Genomic DNA, 7,174 nt, shown 5'->3' with positions numbered 1-7,174 from the left:
AAACTTTAGGCTGGAAATCTCCTATCGATATCAGAAAAGCTTTACTAGAAGCTAGCTCCTAGTAAAGCTTAACAAATGGATAACTTCAAAATCACCTTTTTGGTCTCACATCATTGACAAAGGTACACTAAATACGATTTCCAGAAAACCTCTAAAACTCCCTACTTAGAATCTGCTGGATACCCTCTGCTTATCCGCTTGAGAAAGCGCCGTTTCCGCTGTAAAAATTGCGGAAAAATGGCTGTCGCAGAAACCTCTCTGATCTAGAAAAACCACCAAATCTCAACCATTGTTCACCAGAAAATAGCTCAACCTCTCATTGAAAAACAGTCTATGACCGACATCGCTAAGCGTCTTGCCCTCTCTCTACCTCAACTGTCATTCGTAAGCTAAATGAGTTCCAATTTAAAACCGATTGGGATTTGCTTCCTGAAAATATGAGCTGGGAGTCAAACAGTCTGGGGATATACGGTTTGAGCTAGTTTCAAGAAAGGAAAAATGAGTTTCATTGCTCAGGATTTTGACTTGCTAAAGGTCATTACAATCCTTGACGGACGCACACAAGCCACAATCAGAAATCACTTCCTGCGCTATTCCAGACAAGCTAGAAATCGTGTTAAAGTCATCACTATGGACATATTTATACTCAACTAAAATCAAAAATAGCCAAACTCCAATCTCTACGTACAATTGATTTGAGTTGAGAAGGAGATAGGTTTTGAATAACCTCTTGAAGTTTATCAATAACCTCATTCAAGCTTCTAAATATCTTATTCTTGAAACCACGTTTGCGGATTTCGGCCCAGACTTGCTCAATAGGGTTCATCTCTGGTGTGTAAGGTGGAATAAAGGTAAATTCTATATTCTCAGGGATATTCAATGTCTGAGATTTATGCCAGATGGCATTGTCCATGACTAGAATAATGTAGCATCTGATAAGCTTCTGACAATTGGTGTAGAAATTCATTCATCCAATCACTATCACAACCGCTTCTGCTCGGTCACTAACCCAATCAATGACTTGTGGTTGGAAGAACCTAAAAACTCAAAAACCGAGCTTCGTTTGAAACTCGGTTAGTGGTTATTATCAGGAAGGTCCGACTCCAGAAGTTAATGATTAAAAACTAATATGCTTCGATTGCTACCCATTTTCTATTAATTTTCAATTGTCTAAAGTGTGGAGATTGCTTTATTTTTTACAGTGTTCTAAATATAATATCCGAAAATCAATCAATGACTGACGATCTTCTCTGGAAATACCAGGTCGGTATTTCCCAAGTTTGAACGGGCAGCAAGCCAATGAAAATAAGGTTGTGAATAAAGAATATCATAAATAGATGGGTGAAACTGAAGCAGACCTTCCTCTAGTTACTGCCTTAGGGGGCAATAGCTAGTTTGCTAAAGAATAAATGAAATCATCTTTCTATCTACAATGTTAATATAACACTTTTTCAAAATAAATTCAAATAATTGTGTGCAAAAAACAAACTTATTTTTTAAAATTTTTGTTAAATTCATCCCACATTTTCTGCTGTGGCTTGGCAAAGGGATAGGTATGGAAATCTTCAACCGAAACCCATTTTAATTCACGATTAGCTGGTAAATCCGACTGACTCGCTACTCCTTCTATCAACTCAATCTGCCATTTGCGGTGGCTGAAAATATGCTGAACGATCTCAAATTCTTGCTCCTGCCAGTCAATAGTCAGACCATATTCTTCTGTAAAGCGCAGCTTCATATCAGGCTGCTCCGGCTCTTCTGCCACTTCAAACAAGGAAACTTGTTTGGCTTGGATAGCCCCTTTTTCCAAAAGCGGAAAAGACCAAAATCCTGATAAGAGTCCAGCGTCGGTATTTTTCTCAAGGAGAAATTGATTATCCTGATTGCGAATGAGAAAGCCTTGATAGGCGACTGGGACAGGCTTTTTCTTGGGTACCTTGATAGGATATTTGTCCATTGTGCCATTGAGATAGGCAGCACTAAAGTCCTTCACGGGACTTTCTTCTGGCCGTGGATTGGCAGGTGCCTCAATATCTGAACCCAAATCCATCAGGGCTTGGTTAAAGTCTCCCGGTCTAGCTGGGTCAATCAAGATGTCCATCATGGCTTGAAAAATCTTGCGATTCGCAGGGAGACCAATGTCATAATCCACTTCAAACAAACGGCTGAGCACGCGCATGACGTTGCCGTCTACCGCAGGCTCCGGCAAACCGAAGGCAATGCTAGAAATAGCACCAGCTGTGTAGGGACCAATGCCTTTTAGACTGGAAATTTCTGCGTGTGTCTTGGGAAAGGAACCATCGAACCGTTCAACCATATCTTGGGCCGCTTTTTGCATATTGCGGACACGAGAATAATAGCCCAACCCTTCCCACAATTTGAGAATGACTTCTTCCGGTGCCTCTGCCAAGTCTCTGATGGTCGGCAGATGGTGGAGAAAGCGCTCATAGTAAGGAATAACCGTATCCACACGCGTCTGTTGCAACATAATCTCCGACACCCAAATGGCGTAGGGATCCGATGTTCGTCGCCAAGGCAGGTCTCGTTTGTGCTCATCATACCAATCAAGAAGAGCCTTGCGAAAGGCGACAATCTTCTCTTCTGACCACATGTCAATTCCATATTCTTTCAAATCTAACATAATTCTAGTATAGCACAAAGACAGGGAGCTAGCTGTGACTAACTCCCTGTCTGTAGTATGAAATGTTGCTTACCTACTGTTCAGCAGCCTGCTGGCTCATCTGCATCTGGTAATAAAAACCTTGCGCATCCATCAATTCCCTATGATTGCCTTGTTCGACAATTTTTCCATCTACCATGACCAAAATCAAGTCAGCTGATTGGATGGTTGATAGGCGATGGGCAATGATAAAGCTGGTCCGTCCCTGCATCAATTTGGCAAAGGCTTCTTGAACCAATAACTCCGTCCGTGTGTCAATCGACGAGGTCGCCTCATCCAAAATTAAGATTTTAGGGATTTTGACAAAAACGCGCGCAATCGACAGCAATTGCCGTTGACCCTGTGATAGAGAGGCGCCACCATCTGTCAGGACAGTATCATAACCTTGGGGCAATTGACGAATAAAGAAATCCGCATTGGCTGCCTTGGCCACCTCGATAACCCATTCCCTAGTCGCATGAGGATATCCATAGGCAATATTTTCATGGATAGTTCCTGATTTTATCCAGGTTTCTTGGAGAACCATGCCAATCTGCCGCCGCAAATCCTCTCGGCTGTATTGGGAAATAGGCACACCGTCCAGGACAATCTGGCCAGTATTAACATCGTAAAAACGCATGAGCAGATTAATCATGGTCGATTTCCCTGCGCCAGTCGGACCAACAATAGCCACCTTTTGACCAGAGGTAACATCAATCGTCAGGTCCTCAATGAGCGATTTTTCAGGCTGATAAGAGAAAGATACATTTTCAAAGGAAATAGCCCCCTGCAACTGATCCGAGTCAATTGTCCGCTCTGCCCTATCCTCTTCGCTAGCTAGATTAACAAGGGCAAAGAGCCTGTCTGCACAAGCTAAAGCGCTCTGCAATTCCGATAGGACAGAAGAAATATCGTTAAAAGGCTTGCTGTACTGGCTGGCATAGTTGAGAAAGGTGGTCAGAGAGCCGACTGTAAAGGTCCCCTGCATGATGCGAAGTGCTCCAAGACCTGTCAAAAGCGCATAAATCAAGGCATTGACAAATCGGGTAGTCGGATTAACCGTAGACGAAGCAAATATTGCCTTCTGCAAATAATGAGCGTAGTCGCCATTGACCTGCTGGAACTGCTTCTTAAACTGGTCTTGGGCATTGAAGGCCTGCACCAGACTGAGCTGGCTAATGGTCTCCTCTAAGAGCTGAGCTTGCTGCCCACGCGCCTGGGTCTGGCGACTGTAGTAAGTATAGCTCTTCTTGGCAATAAAACGCGCCACAAAAAGAGACAGCGGGGTCAAGGCAACAACCAAAAGCATCATGACAAGATCCAAACCTGCCATGGTAAAAATGGTCAAGAGAATGGTCAAAATTCCAGTGAAAAACTGGTTGAAGACCATCAAAAGACCGTTAGTCAGCTGTTCACTATCACTGGAAAATCGTGCAACCAAGTCCCCCGTTGACTGCCTATCCAGATAGGAAAGGGGCAACTGGTGCAATTTGACATAGACCTGCTCCCGCAAGTCTGCCACCATATCATAGACCAGGCGATTGGTGACCAAGGGCAGATACCACTGGACCAGGCCATTGGCCAGAATGACGACAAACATCTGCAGCAGAATCTCCAGCAAGACCTGGCTATCTGCTACCAAGACCGCGTCGACTGCCCGACCGATAAGGATAGGAAGATAGACGGTCAGAAGGACCTGAGCCAGTGTCGCCAGCAAGAGCAGAGTCAGACGAATGGGCTGTTTTAGGACCAGTCCCGTCAATTGATGCAGACTAGTTTTCTTCATGGCTGCCCTCCTCTCCATGCTGGGATTGGTCAATTTCACGGTAAATAGCAGAGCTTTCTAGCAAGTCTTGATGGCGACCTAGCCCCACCTGCTGTCCCTGGTCCAGCACCAAAATCTGATCCGCAGTCTTCAGGCTATTGGTCCGTTGAGACACCATAATCAAGGTTTGGTCAGGCAATTCCTCCTTGATAGCCTGCAAAAGACGGCTCTCTGTCAGATAGTCCAGGGCCGACGTCGCATCATCCAAAATCAAAACAGGTGCTTCTTTCAAGAGAGCACGCGCAATGGTCAGCCGTTGCCGTTGTCCACCGGAAAAATTCTTCCCAAAGGCTGCTACAGGACTATCCAAACCGCCCTTTTCTGCCACAAATCCATCCGCCTGAGCAATCTTCAGGGCCCACCAAATGCGTTCTTCGGAACTATCAGCCAGTCCCAAGGTAAGATTTGAGCGGACTGTTCCAGCAAAGAGCTGGGCCTGCTGGGCAACGGTGGCACAATTAGCCCGCCAGGTTTTGAGATTCACAGGACTCTTTCCATCAATAAAGTACATCAATTGATTAGCTGGCATCGGATAAAAGGCCTGTAAGAGATTGACCAAGGTCGTCTTACCAGCACCCGTACCACCGATGATGCCGATAAGCTGACCTTTCTTTATCTGAATAGAAATTCCTGATAGGGCCTGTTCAGCAGCATTGGGATAGGCAAAATCCAGCTTGTATAGTGCAAAAACATCAGCTGGGTCATTGGCTTGCAGGACTGGCAGAGTACCTTCCAGGTCTTCGGATTCTTGCTTGAAAATTTCCTGAATCCGTTGACCAGCGATATAAGACTGGTTGATAGATGAGACAACCATGACCATCTTGACCAGCTCCGCCAAGATTTGCAAGAGATAATTGATTAGGGCAATCAGCATCCCTTGCTCTAGCAGATTGTTAGAAATGGCTAGATTTCCCTGCCAAATCAAAATCATCAAGGTCGCATTAACCACCAGAAAAGTCAGTGGCGACAGCAGGCTAGACCAGTAACCAGCCTGTAACTGTCTATTTTTATAGGCCAGATTGAGGGCTTGAAATTGAGCAACTTCTCTCGCTACCTGGCCAAAGGCACGAATGACCCGCCAGCCCGTAACCGTTTCACGCACCTGCCCTACCAAGCTATCCAAATCTCTACGAATCGATAAGAGATAGCGACTGACAGCCACCGTAATGCCTGCCACAATCACCAGCAAAACAGCAATCATCCCCAGAAAATAGAGAGAAAGGCTAGGACTGATATAGAAGGCCATGAAGAGAGCACCAAAGACCACAATCGGAGCCCGTAGAAACAGGCGCAAGAAAATATTGATTCCTGCTTGAATCTGCAAGGTATCACTGGTCAAGCGCGTAAAAATTGATGAGCGGGACAAAGTATCCTGACTAGCTTGCGGCAAAGATAAGACTTTTTCAAACAGGTCCTCTGTCAACTGCTTGGTCACCCCAACTGCTGCCTTGGCTGAATAATATTGCCCTAAAATAGATACTAGAACTCCCACAATTGCCAACCCTGTCAGGAGTAAAAGCATAGCAACCAGGTCTCCCTGATTGCCATGTGGAATAATTGTATCAACGATATGGGCAATAGCCAAGGGAACAAGGAGTTCAAAGCAGGCCTCCAACAGTTTGAAGAGAGGAGCCAGCGTAACTTCTTTCAGGTAATCCCTGACATATCGTAGGATAAATGTCATAAGCTTATAAAGCGTCTACAGCCTGAGCTGCTGTGATAATACCAAGTTTGTAGACGTCTTCTGAACTACAACCGCGAGACAGGTCATTTACTGGTTTATTCAAACCTTGTAAAACTGGGCCAACCGCCTCATAACCACCAAGACGCTCTACAACCTTGTAAGTAATGTTTCCTGCTTCAATAGCCGGGAAGACAAAGACATTGGCTTGACCTGCTACTGGACTTCCAGGTGCTTTCAAACGAGCTGTATCTGGAACCAGGGCAGCATCCATCTGCAATTCTCCATCAATCAATAGATCTGGACGAAGTTCCTGAGCCAAGCGAGTTGCTTCCACTACCTTATCAACACGTGGACCTGAACCTGACCCTTTTGTTGAGTATGAAATCATAGCCACTTTTGGATCGATTCCAAATGTCTTAGCCGTTTCTGCTGATTGGATTGCAATCTCAGCCAATGTTTCTGCATCTGGTTCAATGTTGATTGCACAGTCACCAAAGACAAACTTGTGCTGGTCTTTAACCATCAAGAAGACACCTGAAGTACGCTTAACACCTGGCTTAGTTTTAATAATTTGAAGGGCAGGACGTACAGTATCTGCTGTTGAGTGGATCGCACCAGAAACCATCCCTTCTGCTAATCCCATTTGCACCAACATTACACCAAAGTAGTTGACATCACGCAAAATTTCATCGGCCTGTTCTTCGTCAACTTTACCTTTACGAAGAGTAACAAATTCATGCTTCATGGCATCGAAGTTTGCGTAATTGTTAGGATCAATAACTGTGATCCCAGGGTTTGAGAAACCAAAGTCTGTCAACAAAGTATGAACATCTTCCGGCACACCAAGGATAATAGGCTCTACCAAACCTTCAAATTTCAAACGAGCTGCTGCACGCACGACGCGCTCATCTGTACCTTCTGGGAAAACAATACGTAGTTTTTTACCTACAATTTTTTGCTTCATTTCACCAAATAAATTCCGAATTTCCATTTAAATTCTCCTTTT

Annotated in this window: 4 protein-coding genes and 2 pseudogenes; 1 reads left to right on the top strand and 5 read right to left on the bottom strand. The window is 44.7% G+C overall.

All coding sequences use genetic code 11. The features are described from left to right. Positions 1-129: 129 nt before the first annotated feature. Positions 130-642, top strand: a pseudogene (locus ACVC7T_RS08505) (helix-turn-helix domain-containing protein); the annotation flags it as partial. Between the two features lie 4 nt (positions 643-646). Here the strand turns inward: ACVC7T_RS08505 and ACVC7T_RS08500 are convergent. The 5 genes and pseudogenes from ACVC7T_RS08500 to pta form a co-directional block, all read right to left on the bottom strand. After that, positions 647-989: pseudogene (locus tag ACVC7T_RS08500) on the bottom strand (transposase); the annotation flags it as partial. Between the two features lie 500 nt (positions 990-1,489). Continuing rightward, complete coding sequence (gene mutY / locus ACVC7T_RS08495) at positions 1,490-2,641, bottom strand: A/G-specific adenine glycosylase (RefSeq protein ID WP_447262782.1); 1,152 nt, start codon at positions 2,639-2,641, stop codon at positions 1,490-1,492. 73 nt (positions 2,642-2,714) lie between these two features. Then, complete coding sequence (locus tag ACVC7T_RS08490; protein WP_447262783.1) at positions 2,715-4,463, bottom strand: ABC transporter ATP-binding protein; 1,749 nt, start codon at positions 4,461-4,463, stop codon at positions 2,715-2,717. Next, entirely contained in the window at positions 4,432-6,168 is a 1,737-nt protein-coding gene (locus ACVC7T_RS08485; RefSeq protein ID WP_447262781.1) for an ABC transporter ATP-binding protein, read from the bottom strand. The genes ACVC7T_RS08490 and ACVC7T_RS08485 overlap by 32 nt, the downstream gene beginning before the upstream one ends. 4 nt (positions 6,169-6,172) lie before the next feature. Then, the gene (pta, locus tag ACVC7T_RS08480) at positions 6,173-7,159 is read right to left on the bottom strand and encodes a phosphate acetyltransferase (RefSeq protein ID WP_125265836.1); all 987 of its coding nucleotides are present in this window, start codon (positions 7,157-7,159) and stop codon (positions 6,173-6,175) included. Between the last annotated feature and the right edge of the window lie 15 nt (positions 7,160-7,174).

It is taken from the genome of Streptococcus sp. P25B114 (assembly GCF_053010325.1).
The sequence above is the reverse complement of the archived record's forward strand: the minus strand, read 5'-3'. Positions and strand labels throughout refer to the sequence as shown.